The 15336-nt window shown below is 60.7% G+C and carries 15 protein-coding genes; 13 read left to right on the forward strand and 2 right to left on the reverse strand.

What is annotated here, in order from left to right:
- Positions 1–146 precede the first annotated feature (146 nt).
- From GJA_RS01355 to GJA_RS01370, 4 genes are all read left to right on the forward strand, one after another.
- The gene (locus GJA_RS01355) at positions 147–1061 is read left to right on the forward strand and encodes an amino acid ABC transporter substrate-binding protein (RefSeq protein ID WP_051781350.1); all 915 of its coding nucleotides are present in this window, start codon (positions 147–149) and stop codon (positions 1059–1061) included.
- 82 nt (positions 1062–1143) lie between these two features.
- Complete coding sequence (locus GJA_RS01360; protein WP_038498306.1) at positions 1144–1893, forward strand: amino acid ABC transporter permease; 750 nt, start codon at positions 1144–1146, stop codon at positions 1891–1893.
- A 1-nt stretch (position 1894) separates the two neighbouring features.
- Positions 1895–2587 carry an amino acid ABC transporter permease gene (locus tag GJA_RS01365; protein ID WP_038487919.1) on the forward strand — a complete coding sequence of 231 codons (693 nt, stop codon included), beginning with the start codon at positions 1895–1897 and terminating at the stop codon, positions 2585–2587.
- A 57-nt stretch (positions 2588–2644) separates the two neighbouring features.
- Positions 2645–3370: an amino acid ABC transporter ATP-binding protein gene (locus GJA_RS01370; protein WP_038498309.1), complete on the forward strand. Its 726-nt coding sequence runs from the start codon at positions 2645–2647 to the stop codon at positions 3368–3370.
- Positions 3371–3587: 217 nt separating this feature from the next.
- Here GJA_RS01370 and GJA_RS01375 read toward each other — a convergent pair whose 3' ends face one another.
- Positions 3588–4037 carry a GNAT family N-acetyltransferase gene (locus tag GJA_RS01375; protein ID WP_038487922.1) on the reverse strand — a complete coding sequence of 150 codons (450 nt, stop codon included), beginning with the start codon at positions 4035–4037 and terminating at the stop codon, positions 3588–3590.
- 262 nt (positions 4038–4299) lie between these two features.
- Here GJA_RS01375 and GJA_RS01380 point away from each other — a divergent pair, with 262 nt between their 5' ends.
- The 8 genes from GJA_RS01380 (at position 4300) to GJA_RS01415 (ending at position 12039) form a co-directional block, all read left to right on the forward strand.
- The gene (locus GJA_RS01380; protein ID WP_051780122.1) at positions 4300–4920 is read left to right on the forward strand and encodes a nucleoside/nucleotide kinase family protein; all 621 of its coding nucleotides are present in this window, start codon (positions 4300–4302) and stop codon (positions 4918–4920) included.
- A 211-nt stretch (positions 4921–5131) separates the two neighbouring features.
- Positions 5132–6133, forward strand: coding sequence for a sugar ABC transporter substrate-binding protein (locus tag GJA_RS01385; protein ID WP_038487925.1), 1002 nt, complete (start codon positions 5132–5134; stop codon positions 6131–6133).
- 109 nt (positions 6134–6242) lie between these two features.
- Positions 6243–7199, forward strand: a complete 957-nt coding sequence (locus GJA_RS01390; RefSeq protein ID WP_038487928.1) for an ABC transporter permease — start codon at positions 6243–6245, stop codon at positions 7197–7199.
- 3 nt (positions 7200–7202) lie between these two features.
- Positions 7203–8006: an ATP-binding cassette domain-containing protein gene (locus GJA_RS01395; RefSeq protein WP_038487931.1), complete on the forward strand. Its 804-nt coding sequence runs from the start codon at positions 7203–7205 to the stop codon at positions 8004–8006.
- Positions 8007–8101: 95 nt separating this feature from the next.
- Positions 8102–9103 (forward strand): LacI family DNA-binding transcriptional regulator, encoded by a 1002-nt coding sequence (locus GJA_RS01400; protein ID WP_038498315.1) that lies wholly within the window; start codon positions 8102–8104, stop codon positions 9101–9103.
- Positions 9104–9180: 77 nt separating this feature from the next.
- Positions 9181–10230, forward strand: coding sequence for a dihydroorotase (pyrC, locus tag GJA_RS01405; protein ID WP_038487934.1), 1050 nt, complete (start codon positions 9181–9183; stop codon positions 10228–10230).
- A gap of 7 nt (positions 10231–10237) precedes the next feature.
- Complete coding sequence (locus GJA_RS01410) at positions 10238–11038, forward strand: DUF3025 domain-containing protein (RefSeq protein WP_038487937.1); 801 nt, start codon at positions 10238–10240, stop codon at positions 11036–11038.
- Positions 11039–11049: 11 nt separating this feature from the next.
- Complete coding sequence (locus GJA_RS01415; protein ID WP_038487940.1) at positions 11050–12039, forward strand: Gfo/Idh/MocA family protein; 990 nt, start codon at positions 11050–11052, stop codon at positions 12037–12039.
- Here the strand turns inward: GJA_RS01415 and recG are convergent, their stop codons facing one another.
- Positions 12040–14106, reverse strand: a complete 2067-nt coding sequence (gene recG, locus GJA_RS01420; protein ID WP_038487943.1) for an ATP-dependent DNA helicase RecG — start codon at positions 14104–14106, stop codon at positions 12040–12042. It abuts the gene before it with no gap.
- Between the two features lie 166 nt (positions 14107–14272).
- On the opposite strand from recG, the gene queA reads away from it, so the two are divergent.
- Positions 14273–15322, forward strand: a complete 1050-nt coding sequence (queA, locus tag GJA_RS01425) for a tRNA preQ1(34) S-adenosylmethionine ribosyltransferase-isomerase QueA (protein WP_038487946.1) — start codon at positions 14273–14275, stop codon at positions 15320–15322.
- Positions 15323–15336 lie beyond the last annotated feature (14 nt).

The raw sequence follows: 15336 nt of genomic DNA on the forward strand, positions 1-15336 counted from the left end.
AATGCAATAAAATCCGGTTGAATTGGTGGCAGCCTCACCTCCGTCTCTTAACCGCGGCGTCATGACGCCGCTTGGTCCGCTCAGGAGAATCTATGAAATCAGGCAAAACTGTCGCTGCCTTGCTCGGCGCCGGTATCATCAGCAGCATGTCCTTCGTCGCCGGCCAGGCCCAGGCCCAGGAATTGACGGGTACCTTGGCAAAAATCAAGAAGACCGGTGTCATCACGCTCGGCGTACGCGATGGCTCCGTGCCATTTTCCTACCTCGACGACAAGCAGCAATACCAGGGTTATTCGATCGACTTGTGCATGAAGGCGGTCACCGCCGTGCAAAAGAGCCTCGGCCTGACCGAATTGAAAGTGGTGATGAGCCCGGTGACCTCGGCCAACCGCATCCCGCTGATGGCGAACGGCACCATCGACCTCGAATGCGGCTCGACCACCAATAACCTGGAGCGCCAGCAGCAAGTCGCGTTCGCGCCGACGATGTTTGTGATCGGCAACCGCATCCTGTCCAAAAAATCGTCGAACATCAAGAGCATCGCCGACCTGCGCGGCAAGACGCTGGTCGCCACCGCCGGCACGTCGACCGTCAAGCAGATGACGATCTTGAACAAGGAACAAAACCTGGGCTTGAATATCGCCATCGGCAAGGACCATCCGGAATCGTTCCTGATGCTGGAAACCGGCCGCGCGGTGGCCGAGGCGAATGACGATATCTTGCTGGCGTCGCAAGTGGCGAATGCGAAAAATCCGGGCGATTACGAAATCAGCAAGGATGCGCTGTCGGTCGAACCGTACGGCATCATGTTGCGCAAGAATGATCCTGCGTTCAAGAAAGTAGTCGACGATGCGCTGGTCCGTTTGTACAAATCCGACGAAATCCAGCGCATCTACGCCAAGTGGTTCACCTCGCCGATTCCACCGAAAAACATCAACCTGAACTTCCCGATGCCGCCGCAATTAAAAGCGGTGATCGCCAAGCCGACCGACTCCGGCGATCCGGCGGCTTACGCGGCCGTGCCGGAAGCGCAAAAGACGTCGGATAAAAAGAAAAAATAAGAACGTTGTGTGACAAGACGGGGGGCGTGGGCCTCCCTTTTTCATTGCACACGCTCACCATGGCCGCAGCGGAAGGATGAATATGAACTACCACTGGAATTGGCGCATTTACTGGGAAATGTCTCCCGATGGCGTCGGCACGTATATGGACACATTGTGGTCCGGCTTGACGTGGACGCTGGCCACGGCGGGTGTGGCGTGGATCATGGCGCTGGGCCTGGGCCTGGTGATCGGCACCCTGCGCACCTTGCCGAATAAATGGCTGGTGGCGCTGGCGAATGCCTACATCGAATTGTTTCGCAACATACCATTGCTGGTGCAAATGTTCTTGTGGTATTTCGTGATGCCGGAACTGTTGCCGCAAGCGGCGGGCGACTGGGTCAAGTCGCTGCCGAACGCACCGTTTGTCACCGCCGTCTTGTGCCTCGGCACGTTCACCTCGTCGCGGGTGGCGATCCAGGTGGCGACCGGCATCCAGTCCTTGCCGCGCGGCCAGAAACTGGCGGGCACCGCGCTGGGGCTGACTTTGCCGCAAACCTACCGTTACATTTTATTGCCGATGGCCACGCGGGTGATCTTGCCGCCGCTGAGCAGTGAATTTCTCAACATCATCAAGAACAGTTCGGTGGCGCTGACCATCGGCCTGATCGAATTGACCGCCAGCGCGCGCGCGATCCAGGAATTCTCGTTCCAGGTATTCGAAGCGTTTTCGGCGGCGACCATCATTTATATCGCCGTCAATTTGCTGGTGGTGCTGCTGATGTCCTTGATCGAGAAAAAAGTCGCGATTCCCGGTTTTGCCGTGGCCGGTTCCACAGCGGGAGGCCACTGATATGTTCGGCAATTTCGACTTCGATGTGATTGCCCGTTCCTGGGTGTACCTGTTCAAGACCGGCATGCTGTTCACGCTGGAATTGACGGCGCTGGCGATGGTCGGCGGCATCTTGCTGGGTACGGTGCTGGCGCTGATGCGGCTGTCTGGCATCCGTGTGCTGTCGCTGGCTGCCGGCGGCTACGTCAACCTGGTCCGCTCGATTCCGCTGGTGCTGGTGATCTTCTGGTTTTATTTCCTGGTGCCGTATATCGCGGCCTGGATCATCGGTTCGGATGAACCGGTCAAGGTCGGCGCATTTTCATCGGCGCTGATCACCTTCATCATGTTCGAGGCGGCGTATTACTGTGAAATCATGCGCGGCGGCATACAGTCGGTAGCGCGTGGCCAGGCCTGGGCCGGCCAGGCGCTGGGCATGAATTACTGGCAGACGATGGCGAACATCGTACTGCCGCAAGCGTTCCGTAATATGATTCCAGTCTTGCTGACACAAACCATCGTGCTGTTCCAGGATGTGTCGCTGGTGTATGTGCTGTCGATTCCAGACTTTGTCGGCGCAGCATCGAAAATTGCCCAGCGCGATGGCCGGCTGGTCGAAATGTATGTGTTTGTGGCCGTGGTGTATTTCGTCCTGTGCTTTGGCTTGTCGCTGGTGGTGCGGCGTTTGCAGCGCCGCGTCGCCATCATTCGTTAGGGAAGCACGGGCTTGTGCCGAATAAGAGAGAAAAAGATGAGCGAATTAGAGAAGAAGATGATCGAACTGAAGAACGTCAATAAATGGTATGGCGAGTTCCAGGTATTGACCGATTGCAGCACCAAGGTTGCCAAGGGCGACGTGATGGTGATTTGCGGTCCGTCCGGTTCCGGCAAGTCGACGCTGATCAAGACCGTCAACGGACTGGAGCCGATACAAAAGGGCGACATCCTGGTCGACGGCATCACCGTCAACGATCCGAAAACCAATTTGTCGAAGTTGCGCGCGCGCATAGGCATGGTGTTCCAGAACTTCGAACTGTTTCCGCACCTGACTATCCGTGAAAACCTGACCATCGCCCAGATCAAGGTATTGGGCCGCAGCGCCGACGAAGCCAATGCCAAGGGCTTGAAATACCTGGACCGGGTCGGTTTGCTGGCGCAACAAGATAAATTCCCCGGCCAACTATCGGGCGGCCAGCAACAGCGCGTGGCGATCGCGCGCGCCTTGTCGATGGACCCGATCGCGATGCTGTTCGACGAGCCGACGTCGGCGCTCGATCCCGAAATGATCAATGAAGTGCTGGACGTGATGGTGGGCCTGGCGCAGGAAGGCATGACGATGATGGTGGTGACCCATGAAATGGGATTCGCCAGGCGCGTGGCGAACCGCATCGTGTTCATGGACCAGGGCAAGATCATCGAGGATTGCAGCAAGGAAGAATTCTTTGAAACCACGCGCTCCGACCGGGCGCGCGATTTCCTGGCCAAGATCATCCACTAAGAGCCTATCCCAGTAGTGAGCGTCTTGTTCTGGCCGCGCATCGGGAGCGCGGACCAGGCGTGAGGAGGACGCGTGGCGGGCCACGCGACGACAATCAACGCAGTCCCCGCTACTGAGGAACGCCAGAAGAGGGCGTATTCATCTACTGGGATAGGCTCTAAGCTTGCCGGCCGGGCGCGCCATGCGCCCGGCTGCTTATCTCTTGCTTATCTCTTGCTTATTTCCCGGCCGTCTTTTCGTAACGGATATCGCCATCGACGATAGCGCCGGCCTGCCGCCATCCCAGCCTTTGATAAAAACCGTTGGCGCGGATCTCGCTCGCCGCATCGGTGACCAGCCAGATCAGCTCCTTGCGGGCGAACAGGAACGCTTCCGCTTCCTGCATCAATAGCCGGCCCAGGCCGCGTCCTTCGTATTGCGGCCGGACGAACATCGCGAACACCGTGCCTTCGTCGGCGTCGGCCATGGCAAATGCGGCGGCCGCGCCGTCCATTTCGGCGATCCAGATGCGCGCATCGCCGCCGTCTATGGCGTCAAGCAACGCTTCCGGGGTGATGCCCATTTCCGCCAATTGCTCGCGCGATAGATGGTTTTGCCGCACGCTGGTGCGGATCTCGAACACGGTATCGATATCGTGTCCGGTGGCGATTCTGACAGTAATCGTCATGCCTGTGCCTCCTTCTTGTTTTGATTTTCATAATTTTAACAAAAATGAAATTTCACCCCGATATTGGTCTGTTGGCCCGTTTTTTGCTGAGGCTTCGGAGTCTTGTTATTTTTAGCAATATTATCGATTTAAGCTTGAAAAAATATTGCGCAAGCGGTTGCGCAACCGCTTGCGCACGTAAAAACAATCTGCCATGATGGTAAAAAAACAGACAGCGCCCAGTTATTTTGTGGCAGCATCATAAAAGCAGCAGGAGACCGGCATGAACCGTATCGCAGACCTTTATCTACAACGCATCGAGGCATTGCTGGCCTCGGGTTCGCGCCGCTTGCTCGGCATCGTCGGGCCGCCTGGCGCCGGCAAATCGACGCTGGCGCAACAACTGGCCGAAGCGCTGGGCGACAAGGCTGTGGTGGTGCCGATGGATGGTTACCACCTGGCCAATGCCGAGTTGAACCGCTTGCAACGCCGTCACCGCAAAGGCGCCCAGGATACCTTCGACAGCGCCGGTTATGTGGCGCTGCTGCGCCGCCTGCGCGACAACACGCCTGGCGAAACCGTCTATGCCCCTGAATTCGACCGCAACCTGGAAGAGCCGGTCGCCGGCGCCATTGCGATCGATAGCAAGACGCCGCTGGTGATCACCGAAGGCAACTACCTGTTGCTGGAACAAGGCCCGTGGGTTCACGTCAAACCTTTGCTCGATGAAGTCTGGTACGTCGATATCGACAGTGCGCTGCGCCAGTCGCGGCTGGTCGAACGGCATGTGCGTTTCGGCCGCGCGCAAGGCGACGCGCTGAACTGGGTCGCCAATACCGATGAACCGAACGCGCGGCTGATCGAAGCGACCGCGCCGCGCGCCGACCTGGTTTTCCAGTGGTAATCGTTGCCCGCAACTGAATACGACCCACTTGTTTTGAGCCAAGAATTGGCCCGCACATCCGGCTTCATCTGGATCGTGCCGGATACCGTCTTTCCATATATTTCATTAGAAAGGACAAGAACCGGCAAGATGACAAGAGCAATCCAAGGCAGTACGGCAGCACCCTCAGGCAGCACCCTCACTTAGTGAATATAAAAAAACGGAGACCCCCATGAAATTCCAGACACTCATCGCAGCAAGCATCATGACCGGCCTGGCCGGCATGGCAGTGGCGGCCGACCAGCCTATCGTCGGCCTGATCACCAAGACGGAAACCAATCCTTTCTTCGTCAAGATGAAAGAGGGCGCGCAACAAGCCGCCAACGCCAACGGCGCCAAGCTGCTGACCGGCGCCGGCAAGGCCGACGGCGATAACGCCGGCCAGGTGACGGCGCTGGAAAACATGGTCGCGGCCGGCGCCAAGACCATCCTGATCACGCCGAGCGATTCGAAAGCAATTGTTCCTTCGCTGAAAAAAGCCATGGCCAAGGGCGTCATGGTGATCGCGCTGGATAGCCCGACCGAACCGACCGAAGCCGTCGATGCGCTGTTTGCGACCGATAACTTCAAGGCCGGCGTGCTGATCGGCCAATACGCCAAAGTCGCGATGGCCGGCAAGCCGATCAAGCTGGCGATGATGGACTTGTTCCCAGGTAACTCGGTCGGCTTGCTGCGCCACAACGGCTTCCTGTCCGGTTTCGGCGCGCCTGGCATCGACGCCAAGCGCACCACCCAGGCCAAGACCGCCGACGTGGTCTGCATGGCCGACAGTTATGGCGACCAGGCCAAGGCCCAGACCGCGATGGAAAACTGCATCCAGAAAAATCCGGACATCAACCTGGTGTACACCATCAACGAACCCGCCGCGGCCGGCGCGTATAAGGCATTGCAAGCGGCCGGCAAGGAAAAAGGCGTGATGATCGTGTCGATCGACGGCGGCTGCAACGGCATCCGCGACGTGCAGCGCGGCGTGATCGCCGCCACCTCCCAGCAATATCCGCTGAAGATGGCGGCGATGGGCGTCGGCGCCGGCATCGCCTATGCGAAGCAAGGCAAGAAAGTGTCCGGCTACTACGATACCGGCGTGACCCTGATCACCGGCACGCCGCTCAAAGGCATCGACAGCAAGGATATCAAGACCGGCATGGATGAGTGCTGGGGCAAGAAATCCTGATCAAGCGAAGCATTGCGCCGGGCCTTTACGATGTCGTCGGCCCGGCACGTTGAATTGATTCGCCGGCAAGGTCCGCGAACCTTGCCGAGTCTTTGTTGAAAGCACCATCATGAAACCCTATCTTGACCGTTTGCCGCCGCTCGCTTCGCTCGGGCCTTTTTTCGCGCTGCTGATCGCCTGCATTTTCTTTTCCTTCCAATCCGACCGCTTCATGAGCGGACAGAATTTTTCGCTGATCCTGCAACAAGTCATGGTGATCGGCATCCTGGCGATCGGCCAGACCCTGATCATCCTGATCGCCGGCATTGACTTGTCGTGCGGCATGGCGATGGCGCTGGGTTCGGTCATCGTCACCAAATTCGCCGTGGTGCACGGCGTCGATCCGGTCGTCGCGATGTTGTGCGCCATCGGCGTGTGCACGCTGATCGGCTATGTCAATGGCGCGCTGGTCACGCTGATCAAATTGCCGGCTTTCATCGTCACACTGGGCACGATGAATATCCTGTTTGCGATTACCCAGTTGTATTCCGAAGCCCAGACCGTGACCGATTTGCCGAACGTCATGGTGGCGTTGGGTAACACCTTCCAGATCGGCCAAACCAGCATCGCCTACGGCACCGTGCTGATGCTGCTGATGTATGCCGTGACCTGGTTGTTCTTGCGCGAAACGGCGCCGGGGCGCCACATCTATGCAGTCGGCAATAATCCGGAAGCGGCGCGCCTGACCGGCATCGCCACCAAACGCGTGATGATCACCGTCTATACCGTCGCCGGTTTGATCTATGGCATCGGCGCGCTGGTGTCGGTGGCCCGACTCGGCGTCGGCGACCCGCAATCGGGCGGAACCGACAACCTCGACAGCATCACTGCCGTAGTGCTGGGCGGCACCAGCCTGTTCGGCGGCCGCGGCAATATCGTCGGCACGCTGATCGGCGTGATGATCGTCGGCGTGTTCCGCAATGGCTTGACGCTGATGGGCGTGTCGTCCGTGTTCCAGATCCTGGTCACCGGCGTGCTGGTCATCCTGGCGGTCGCCGCCGATCAACTGACCCACAAGAAAGGTTGAGCCATGAACACTACTGTTAAACCAACGGCGCGCACCATTTTCGAAGCGCGCGGCCTGGTCAAGCGCTACGGCCAGGTGACGGCGCTGGACGGCGTCGACTTCGACTTGCGGGCCGGTGAAATCCTGGCGGTAATCGGCGATAACGGCGCCGGTAAATCGTCGCTGATCAAGGCGCTGTCCGGCGCGCTGGTGCCGGATGAAGGCACGCTGAAACTCGATGGCAAGGAAGTCCGTTTCCAGTCGCCGATCGATGCGCGCAAGCACGGTATCGAAACCGTGTATCAGGATTTGGCGGTGGCGCCGGCGATGACGATTGCCGAAAACCTGTTCATGGGCCGTGAAATCTTGCGTCCTGGCATACTCGGTAAATGGCTGCGCCTGATCGACAAGAAAGCCATGTTGTCGGAAGCGACCCGTCATATGCAGGATTTGAAGATCGGCATCCGCTCGATGAACCAGGCGGTGGAAACCTTGTCCGGCGGCCAGCGCCAGGGCGTCGCGGTGGCGCGCAGCACGGCGTTCGCGCGCCATGTGGTGATCCTCGATGAACCGACCGCGGCCTTGGGTGTGAAGGAGGGCAATATGGTGCTGGAATTGATACGCCGGGTGCGCGACAAGGGCTTGCCGGTGATACTCATCAGCCACAACATGCCGCACGTGTTCGAAATCGCCGACCGCATCCACATCCAGCGCCTGGGCCGCCGCGCCGCGGTGGTCAATCCGAAAACCATCAGCATGTCGGATACGGTGGCGATCATGACCGGCGCCAAGAATCCGCAAGACTTGCCGGCCGACGCCTTGGCGTAACGATAGGCTTAAAAGTATTGAAAGTTGCCTTAAATGGAAGAGGCCGCTTGACGTAAAATGCTGGTTTTACTGTGCTGGAGATGAATGTGGCAACGATGGGTGATGTGGCTAGGCGCGCGGGGGTATCGGTCACCACCGTCTCGCACGTACTGAACGGCACCCGCAAGGTGCAGCCGGAAACCGAAAAGGCCGTCAAGGCGGCCATGCAGGAAGCCGGCTACACCCCCAACATCCTGGCGCGGGCGTTGGCGCAATCGCGCACCAACACCATCGGCGTGGCGATTTCGGCGGTGTCGAACCATTACTTCAACGATATCGTGCGCGCCATCGAGAACGAGTCGGAGCGGCATGGTTTGATGATTTTCCTGTCCGACACGCGCGACGATGCCGAGCATGAATTGCGCATCGTCAAGGCGCTGCACCAGCGCCGCGTCGACGGCATCATCCTGGCGCCGGCCGCCGATCCGGAGCGCCGGGTGTTCCGCTACCTGGAAGAAAACAAATTGCCGGTGGTCTTGATCGACCGCCTGGTGCCGGAGAATTTCGACCAGGTCGGCGTCGAAAATGCCAAGCCGATGGCCGATATCGTGCGTCACCTGGCCAGCCATGGCCACCGGCGCATCGGTTTTATCGCCGGCAAACCAGGCTTGAGCACCAGCGACGAGCGCCAGGCCGGTTATCTGCAAGGCTTGCAGCAAGCCGGCTTGCCGTTCGACCCGGCCTTGGTGCTGTGCGGTCAATCGCAGATCGAACCGGCGCGCGCCTCGGTGCACCGCTTGCTGGCGCTGGAGCAGGCGCCGACCGCGATTATTTCCAGTAATAACTTGATGACCATCGGCGTGATGCGCGGTTTCCGCGACTTGCGCCTGGAAGTGCCGAAAGATATCGCGCTGGTCGGTTTCGACGATTTCGACTGGGCCGATTCCTTCAGCCCGCGCCTGACCGTGATGGACCAGCCCTGCGAAGCGATCGGCGCCATGGCGGTGCAATTGATGATGGCGCGCATCAACGACCCCGACAGCGCCCGCCAAACCGTGCGGCTGGCCCCGGAACTGCGGATACGCAATTCCTGCGGCTGCCATGACGGCGCTGAATAGGCAACTGAATAAGCGGCGGCCGGACTGGTAAAATGACGGCAGCTGTTATTTGCCATCATCCGTACCAGAAAGCCGCCATGTCCAATATTGTCACTCCACAAAGCCTGACCATCACCCGCCCAGACGACTGGCACCTGCATTTGCGCGACGGCGCCACCATGGCCAGCGTGTTGCCGCACAGCGCGCGCCAGTTCGGCCGCGCCATCGTGATGCCGAATCTGAAACCGCCGGTCACCACCACCGCCGATGCCGCCGCCTACCGCGAGCGTATCCTGGCGGCGATACCGGAAGGCGTCGATTTCGAGCCATTGATGACTTTGTACCTGACCAACAATACCGTGCCGGATGAAATCCGCCGCGCGCGCGACAGCGGTTTTGTGCATGCCGTCAAGTTGTACCCGGCCGGCGCGACCACCAATTCCGACGCCGGTGTGACCGACTTGAAGAATTGCTACAAGGTGCTGGAAGTGATGCAGGAAGTCGGCATGCCGTTCCTGGTGCATGGCGAAGTGACCGATCCCGACATCGACATCTTCGACCGCGAAGCCGTGTTCATCGAACGCGTGATGCGTCCATTGCGCAGCAGCTTCCCAGCATTAGGCGTGGTGTTCGAACACATCACCACCAAGGACGCCGCGCAATACGTGGCGGAAGCGGATGGCCCGATCGCCGCCACCATCACCGCCCACCATTTGCTGTACAACCGCAATGAAATCTTCAAGGGCGGCATCCGCCCGCATTATTACTGCCTGCCGATCCTGAAGCGCGAAGAACACCGTTTGGCGCTGATGACGGCCGCCGCCAGCGGCGACGAGCGTTTCTTCCTCGGCACCGATTCGGCGCCGCACGCGCAAGGCGCGAAAGAAATGGCTTGCGGCTGCGCCGGCTGCTACACCGCGCTGCACGCGATGGAAATGTATGCCGAAGCGTTCGAACGCGCCGGCGCGCTGGACAAACTGGAAGCGTTCGCCAGCTTCAACGGTCCGGCCTTCTACGGTTTGCCGCGCAATAGCGGCAGCGTCACGCTGCGCCGCGAATCATGGACCATGCCGGACTCGCTGCCGCTGGCCGACCTGAAAGTGATCCCGCTGAACGCCGGCGAGCAAATCAACTGGAAGCTGGTGTAAGCGGGCCATGCTGGACGTCATCGACTGGAACCAGCCCTGGTATGCGACGGTGCGGCCGGCGTTCGGCCGGCTCGACCTGCAACGGCACAGCCTGATCGAGGCGTTCAATGTGCAGGCGCGCAGCATGAAGCTGTGCAATCCGACCGGTTTGCCGCTGTCGTTCGTGCCGCAAAGTTCGCTGCCGGACGGTATCGCCTATGAAGAATTCATCGGCGCCACCGGCGGCGTGCCGACCCGCGACAACCTGCACGACTTTTTCAATACCCTGGTATGGCTGACCTTCCCGCGCATCAAGCGGCAATTGAACGCCTTGCAGGCGGCGCAGATCGCGCTGTCGGGCGTCGGCAAGTCGCGCGGTCCGGCGCGTGACGGGGCGACCATCTTCGATGAAAATTCCGCGCTGCTGATCGTCCGCGACAGCGCCGCCGGCCTGGTCCTGGTCGATGCGCTGCGCGAGCATGACTGGGGCAACGCCTTCATCGGCCAGCGCGCTACATTCGGCCGCGACGCCGAGCTGTGGCTGTTCGGCCACGCGCTGATGGAAAAGCTGGTCACGCCCTACAAGGCGATCACCGCGCATACCCGCGTGGTATTGGCCGGCGATGAATTTTTTAGCCTCGATTTCGACGCTCGCCGCGCCTGGATCGATGGACGTGTCTCGCAAGACCTGGCGGAACAGGGGTTGACGACCGTCGACTTCACGCCGCTGCAAGTGCTGGGCATACCCGGCTGGTGGCCCGGCCAGGATGAGGCTTTTTACAGTGACACCGGAGTGTTCCGCCCAAAGCGGAAAACGGCCGACAAATAAGAGTGGAGAGCATGGATAACGTCATACGCTGGGGCATACTGGGCACGGGAAAAATCGCGCACGCATTGGCGCAGGCATTGGCCGATGTGCCGGACGCCAGACTGGTGGCCGTCGCCTCGCGCAGCAGTGCCGGCGCCGAGCGCTTCGGCGCCGAATTCGGCGTCGCGCGCCGCCATGCATCCTACCAGGCGCTGGCCGACGATCCCGAAGTGGACGTGATCTACATCGCCACGCCGCACACGCTGCATGCCGAAAATACGCTGATGTGCCTGAACGCCGGCAAGCATGTGCTGTGCGAAAAAGCCTTTACGATGAACCGCCGCGAAGCGCAGCAGGTGGTGGCGCTGGCGCGTCAAAAAAACCTGTTCTTGATGGAAGCGATGTGGAGCCGTTTCCTGCCTGGCGCGCTGGAAGCGCGGCGCATCATCGCCAGCGGTGAAATCGGCGCCGTGCGGCAGTTGCAGGCCGACCTCGGTTTTGTCAGCACCTTCGGGCCGCAACACCGCTTGCTCAATCCCGGGCTGGGCGGCGGTGCGCTGCTCGACATCGGCATTTATCCATTGTCGATGGCGGCGTACTTCCTCGGCCCGGTCGTGCAAGTGCAGGCGCTGGGCGAATTGGGCGATACCGGCGTCGACGAGCACGCCGTGTTTTCGCTGCGCCACGCCAGCGGCGCCCTGTCGTCGTGCGCGTGCACCATCCGCGCCCAGACCCCGTCCGAATTGACGATCACCGGCACGCTGGGCCGTATCCGCATCCACAACCGTTTTTACCAGGCGCAGAGCCTCAGCGTGGATATCCCCGGCATCGCCACGCGCAGCATCGCCACGCCATATATCGGCAACGGCTATGCCCATGAAGTCATCGAAACGATGCGCTGCATCCGCGCCGGCCTGATCGAAAGCCCGCTGATGCCGCACGCCGAAAGCGTCGAATTGATGGGCGTGCTCGATACCATGCGCGGCCAGATTGGCCTGACTTACCAGGCTGACTTGATGTAACTACACCTTCAAAAACTCTTCCTTGCCGCCCAGCCAGCGCGCCAGGTGCGCTTCGACGACGGCGGTGCTGGCCGCCGATTTGTCGTGCAGTAGCTTGTGCGCCACGTCGCGCGCCTGTTCCACCAGCCATTGGTCGGTTTCCAGGTCGGCGAAGCGCAGCATCGCCTGGCCGGACTGGCGCGCGCCGAGGAATTCGCCGGGGCCGCGGATTTCCAGGTCGCGCCGGGCGATTTCAAAGCCGTCGGTGGTTTCGCGCATGGTCATCAGGCGTTGCCGCGCCACGCCGCCCAGCGGGCCCTGGTACAGCAGCAGGCAGGCGCTGGCCGCCGAGCCGCGGCCGACCCGGCCGCGCAACTGGTGCAGCTGCGACAGGCCGAAGCGCTCGGCGTGTTCGATCACCATCAGCGACGCGTTCGGCACGTCGACCCCGACCTCGATCACGGTGGTGGCGACCAGCACGTGGCTCTGGCCGGCGATGAAGGCGTCCATCACTTCCTGCTTTTCGGCCGGTTTCAAGCGCCCGTGCACCAGCCCGACGTGCAGCGCCGGCAGCGCTTCGGCCAGCATCATGTGGGTTTCGGTGGCGGTTTGCAGTTGCAGCGCTTCCGACTCTTCGATCAATGGGCAGACCCAGTACACTTGCCGGCCTTCCAGCGCGGCCGCATGGACCCGCGCGATGACTTCTTCGCGCCGGTTCTGGTCGATCGCGCGCGTGACGATCGGCGTGCGTCCCGGCGGCAATTCATCGATCACCGACACTTCCAGGTCGGCGTAATAGGTCATCGCCAGCGTGCGCGGGATCGGCGTGGCCGACATCATCAACTGGTGCGGCACGGCCGCCGCATCGCCCTTGTTGCGCAGCGTCAGGCGCTGGCCGACGCCGAAGCGGTGCTGTTCGTCGACGATCACCAGTTCCAGTCTGGAAAACTGCACGTTGTCCTGGATCAGCGCATGGGTGCCGATCACCAGTTGCGCCTGTCCCGATTCGATCAGGGCCAGCGCCGCCAGCTTTTCTTTCTTTTTCAGGCTGCCGGTCAGCCACGCGACGGTGACGCCGAGCGGCTCCATCCACGCGGCGATCTTGCGGAAGTGCTGTTCGGCCAGGATTTCGGTCGGCGCCATCAATGCTGCCTGGAAGCCGCTGTCGATCGCCTGGGTGGCGGCCAGCGCCGCGACCACCGTCTTGCCGCTGCCGACGTCGCCTTGCAGCAAGCGCTGCATCGGATACGGGTGCAGCAGGTCGGCGCGGATTTCGCCCAGCACGCGCGCTTGCGCGCCGGTCAGCTTGAACGGCAAGGCGGCCTGGAAGGCGTTCGACAGCGCACCGATCACCGGCAGCGAGGCGGCGCCCTTGGAGCGGCGCGCGAACTGGGCCCGCTTCAGCGACAGTTGCTGGGCCAGCAATTCGTCGAACTTCATCCGTATCCAGGCCGGATGGGAACGGTCGGCCAGCTGGTGTTCATCGATTTCCTGCGGCGGATAATGCAGCAGGCGCACGGCCGGCTCAAAATCCGCCAGTTGCATTTCCTGGCGCAAGGCGGGCGGCAAGGTGTCTTGCCAGTCGATCCGTTTCATCGCTTCGGCAATCGAGCGGCGCAAAATCGCTTGCGACAAGCCTTCGCCGGATGGATACACTGGCGTCAGTTCGGTCGGCAGCGGCGCGCCCTGGTTGACGACTTTGTAGCCAGGGTGCACCATTTCAGCGCCGAAGAAGCCGTGTTTCAATTCGCCGCGGGCCCGCACGCGGGTGCCCTCGGCCAATTGCTTGACCTGGCTGCCATAGAAATTCATGAAGCGAAGCAACAGGTCGCCGGTTTCGTCGGCAATCGTGACCAGCAGCTGGCGGCGCGGCTTGTAGCCGACTTCGCACTTGGTGACGAGGCCTTCGACTTGCCACGATTCGCCGCCGCGCAGGCAGGCGTCGCGGATGGTGCAGACCTTGGTTTCGTCTTCGTAGCGCATCGGCAGATGCAGCACCAGGTCCATGTCGGAGCGCAAGCCGAGCTTGGCCAGCTTGCTTTCGTTGCTGACGGCTTTCTTGGCGATTTTCGGCTTGCTTTCTGGCATAGCGGCTAAATTAAGGACGGTTAGCGTAAAATAGAGGGTTGGCCGTCAACTTTCATTGGCGTACCGCGATGGGCCAGTGCGGCTCGATATTGTAATACCTGTATAGGCGCACAGTATAGGGCTACCCGTGCAATTGCGCATTTCTAATCATTTTTGAAGTAAACGCATGTATTCGCTTTCCGATTTCGATTTCAATTTACCGCAAGAAAATATTGCGCAAATCCCTTTGCCGCAGCGCAGCGCGTCGCGCTTGCTGCATCTGGACGGCGACACGCTGGCCGACCGCAGTTTCGCCGACATCGTCGGGCTGCTGCAGGCCGGCGATTTGCTGGTCATGAACGATACCCGCGTCTTGAAGGCGCGGTTTTTTGGCGTCAAGGAAAGCGGCGGCAAGATCGAGGCGCTGGTTGAGCGCGTGCTCGACAACCGCACCGTGCTGGCCCAGGTGCGCGCGTCCAAATCGCCGCCGCCGGGTTGCCGCATCCGCCTGGCCGATGCGTTCGACGTCACCGTCGGCCAGCGCGCCGGCGAATTCTTTACGCTGCATTTCGACGCCGACGTGTTCGACCTGATCGAGGCGCACGGCCGCTTGCCGCTGCCGCCGTATATCGAGCACGATGCCGACGAGTTCGATGAAACCCGCTATCAAACCGTGTTCAACAAGGTGCCGGGCGCAGTGGCCGCGCCGACCGCGGGTTTGCATTTCGACCAGGCCTTACTCGATCAATTAAAAGCCAAGGGCGTCAATTTCGCCTATGTGACGCTGCATGTGGGCGCCGGCACCTTCCAGCCGGTGCGCACCGAAGTGCTGGCGGAACACAAGATGCATACCGAGTGGTACACCATGCCGCAAGAAACCGTCGACGCGGTGCGGACCGCCAAGGCCGCCGGGCGCGATGTGGTGGCGGTCGGCACCACCAGCTTGCGCGCGCTGGAGTCCGCTTCGCAAAGCGGCGAATTGCTGGCCGGCAGCGCCGATACGGCCTTGTTCATTACGCCGGGTTACCAATTCAAGACCGTGACGCGCTTGATCACCAATTTCCATTTGCCAAAATCGACCTTGCTGATGCTGGTGTCGGCTTTTGCCGGTTATCAGCCGATCCGCGACGCCTACGCCCACGCGATTGCCCGGAATTACCGCTTTTTCAGCTATGGCGATGCGATGCTGCTGACTACGCAATCGCGCGCCGCACCGCTTGGCAACCCAGAATCATGATACGAAAGATGAAT

Origin of the sequence: Janthinobacterium agaricidamnosum NBRC 102515 = DSM 9628 (genome assembly GCF_000723165.1) — a bacterium.
GTDB classification, from domain to species: Bacteria; Pseudomonadota; Gammaproteobacteria; order Burkholderiales; family Burkholderiaceae_D; genus Janthinobacterium; species Janthinobacterium agaricidamnosum.

Bases quoted from the DNA above. Each gene is read 5' to 3' on its own strand.
- GJA_RS01380 (WP_051780122.1), top strand. From the start codon at position 4,300: ATGAACCGTATCGCAGACCTTTATCTACAACGCATCGAGGCATTGCTG.
- GJA_RS01365 (WP_038487919.1), top strand. From the start codon at position 1,895: ATGTTCGGCAATTTCGACTTCGATGTGATTGCCCGTTCCTGGGTGTAC.
- GJA_RS01410 (WP_038487937.1), top strand. From the start codon at position 10,238: ATGCTGGACGTCATCGACTGGAACCAGCCCTGGTATGCGACGGTGCGG.
- GJA_RS01400 (WP_038498315.1), top strand. From the start codon at position 8,102: ATGGGTGATGTGGCTAGGCGCGCGGGGGTATCGGTCACCACCGTCTCG.
- GJA_RS01415 (WP_038487940.1), top strand. From the start codon at position 11,050: ATGGATAACGTCATACGCTGGGGCATACTGGGCACGGGAAAAATCGCG.
- GJA_RS01375 (WP_038487922.1), bottom strand. From the start codon at position 4,037: ATGACGATTACTGTCAGAATCGCCACCGGACACGATATCGATACCGTG.
- GJA_RS01370 (WP_038498309.1), top strand. From the start codon at position 2,645: ATGATCGAACTGAAGAACGTCAATAAATGGTATGGCGAGTTCCAGGTA.
- GJA_RS01355 (WP_051781350.1), top strand. From the start codon at position 147: ATGTCCTTCGTCGCCGGCCAGGCCCAGGCCCAGGAATTGACGGGTACC.
- pyrC (WP_038487934.1), top strand. From the start codon at position 9,181: ATGTCCAATATTGTCACTCCACAAAGCCTGACCATCACCCGCCCAGAC.
- GJA_RS01385 (WP_038487925.1), top strand. From the start codon at position 5,132: ATGAAATTCCAGACACTCATCGCAGCAAGCATCATGACCGGCCTGGCC.
- recG (WP_038487943.1), bottom strand. From the start codon at position 14,106: ATGCCAGAAAGCAAGCCGAAAATCGCCAAGAAAGCCGTCAGCAACGAA.
- GJA_RS01360 (WP_038498306.1), top strand. From the start codon at position 1,144: ATGAACTACCACTGGAATTGGCGCATTTACTGGGAAATGTCTCCCGAT.
- GJA_RS01395 (WP_038487931.1), top strand. From the start codon at position 7,203: ATGAACACTACTGTTAAACCAACGGCGCGCACCATTTTCGAAGCGCGC.
- queA (WP_038487946.1), top strand. From the start codon at position 14,273: ATGTATTCGCTTTCCGATTTCGATTTCAATTTACCGCAAGAAAATATT.
- GJA_RS01390 (WP_038487928.1), top strand. From the start codon at position 6,243: ATGAAACCCTATCTTGACCGTTTGCCGCCGCTCGCTTCGCTCGGGCCT.